Genomic DNA, 2,652 nt, shown 5'->3' on the forward strand with positions numbered 1-2,652 from the left:
TTTTAGAAACAGCAAAAAGTATAGCTGCTTCTAAAAGTATAATTTCAACATTATTTCCTTGAATATTTCCTTCAACAATCATTCTAAGAGCTAAATTAATTATTTCGTCACCTAATTTTATTTTTTTTAATAACTCTTTTGAATTTTGTATTTTTCTATTTAAAATCTCCTCTTCTAATTTATATTTTTTATAAAATTCTAATGGATTTTTTTCAAAATCTAACCTTCTTTTTATAATTTCAATACGTTCATCTATATATTTAGACCCTTCTAAATTGACATATAGCCCAAATTTTTCTAAAAATTGATTTCTAAGTTCTCCCTCTTCTGGATTCATGCTTCCAACTAAAATAAAATCACTTTCTTTACTTGAACTAACTTCTAAAATTAAATTAATAATATAATCACTTAATAGATTAACTTCATCTATATATAAAATATTTTTATTTGCTTGAGCAATAATCCCTATTTTATATACCATTTTTCCTTGAGAAAGAGTATCTTCAATATTTATTCCTCCAATTAATCTATCTTCAGTTATATTTAACGGAAGATTATAAATTTTTAAATTTTCAACAACTCCACATATGCTTCTTATTAAGGTTGTTTTTCCTGTTCCTTTCTCTCCTGAAAATAATACACCTCCTATTTTAGGATTAATTATGTTAAGTAATAGAGCTTTTTTTGCTTTTTCTTGGCCTACAATTCCTCCAAATGGATATTTTACTTCCATAGCTCTTCTAATCTCTCTAAAGATAAAGTACTATCTTCAAATGGAGTTTTCCTCATTCTATGGGGAACAGCGAGTAAAGTTGCTTGAAAAATATCATCTTTTGTTACTTGAACTCTTGAATCTAAACTAGCTAAAGTCATTGCTGTTTTAATTATACTCAAATCACATCTATGTCCATCTACTCCTAAGTTTATACTAATTTTTGCCACTGTTTCTAAAATTTCATTGGAGTAAGTTACATCTTTTAAAATATTTTTAGCATTTTCAATTTTAGCAATAATCTTCTCTTCCTCTTTTTTCCATGAATCTATAAACTCTTGAGGATTCTCTTCAAATTTTATTCTTCTTTTTACCACTTGAACTCTTTTATCAATTTCTTTTTCCCCGTGAATATCTACAACTAATCCAAATCTATCTAAAAGTTGAGGTCTCAAATCTCCTTCTTCTGGATTCATTGTTCCAACTAAAACAAACTTTGATGGATGAGAAAAGGAAATTCCCTCTCTTTCAATTGTATTTACTCCCATAGCTGCAGAATCTAAAAGAACATCAACAATATGGTCTTCTAAAAGGTTTATTTCATCAACATATAAAATATTTTTATGAGCAGAATATAAAATTCCCTTTTCAAATTTTTTTTCACCAGTTTTTATTGCATGTTCAATATCAAGTGTTCCAACTACCCTGTCCTCTGTTGCACTAATGGGCAAATTTATAACTTGAATATTATCTTTTTTTAATAATTGAGCTAATGCTCTAACAGCAGTTGATTTAGCAGTTCCCTTTTCTCCTCTAATTAAAACTCCTCCTAAATTTGGATTTATAATATTTAAAATAAGTGCTTTTTTCATATTTTCCTGTCCTACAATAGCAGAAAAAGGATATATTTTTCTTTCCATTTTGTCTCCTCTAATTTTTTATTATTTTAAAAACCGCTTTTCTTAAGTTACAATCTCCTTCTTTTTCTAAAACTCTTTCATTAATTATAAGTCTAGATGGACAAGCTCCTCTACAATATCTTTTATGTTCACAAGTTTTACAAAACTCATATTTTCCTGAAGAAAGTTTAATATCTTTTAACTCCCCCTCTAAAATATTTCCCATAAAATATTGACTATCATTTACAAGAGAACTGCAAGGATATGTATCTCCATTTGGTAAAATAACTAATGTTTCTCCAATAGATGAATAACAATAATTACATGATTCGTAATTTTTTTCCAATCGTAACTTACTATCTTCAATCTCTCTTATAGCTATATATTTTCCTAAAATTCCACCTAAAAACAAACTTTTTTCATAAGTTTTTTTCAAATTCATATAAATTTTTTCTTGAGTTGGGACTTTTAACAAGTTATTTTCAACCACTCTTAAAAGATCTAATCCCAAAGCATTTATATTTTTAAACATATATAATCTTTCTATAAAATTTTCCAAAAGATCTATTGATTTATCTGTTAAAACACAATTTATACTTACATTTTTTTCATATTTTTCCAGATATCTAATTCCATTTATAACCTCTTTAGTCTTTCCTCTAGTAAAGTTATTTACCTCTTGAACTCCGTCTAAACTTATCCCCACTTTTATATCCATTTCACTAAGTTTTTTTCCCATAAAATCATCAATTAAAACTCCATTAGTTTGAATACTAACCTTTCCTTTAAATCCTCTGTATTTTAAATATTCATATATTTTTACTATTAAAGAAAAATTTAAAAGAGGTTCCCCCCCTACAAAAACTAAGGTTCCATCCTCATTTAAAAATTCTAAAGCTTTTTCTCCAATACTCCACTCCATTAAACTTCCATCAAAACTTTTCTTAGCATAACAATAAATACAATCTAAATTACAAAAGTTAGCAATCCAAAGAACTAAGTATTTATAATTTTTTTTAATCTTCATACTCTTCAATATCC

3 protein-coding genes are annotated in these 2,652 nt (G+C 26.5%); all 3 read right to left on the minus strand.

The window, feature by feature from the left end; genetic code table 11:
* On the minus strand, positions 1 to 733 hold a 733-nt coding region (locus tag Q0V09_RS10475; RefSeq protein ID WP_297489350.1), incomplete at its 3' end, for an AAA family ATPase.
* Positions 724 to 1,632 (minus strand): AAA family ATPase, encoded by a 909-nt coding sequence (locus tag Q0V09_RS10480; RefSeq protein WP_297407374.1) that lies wholly within the window; start codon positions 1,630 to 1,632, stop codon positions 724 to 726. The genes Q0V09_RS10475 and Q0V09_RS10480, both read right to left, overlap by 10 nt.
* A 10-nt stretch (positions 1,633 to 1,642) precedes the next feature.
* The coding region (locus Q0V09_RS10485; RefSeq protein ID WP_297489353.1) for a radical SAM protein at positions 1,643 to 2,652 on the minus strand (1,010 nt) is incomplete at its 5' end.

The sequence above is a fragment of the uncultured Cetobacterium sp. genome (assembly GCF_947039425.1).
Classification (GTDB): Bacteria; Fusobacteriota; Fusobacteriia; order Fusobacteriales; family Fusobacteriaceae; genus Cetobacterium_A.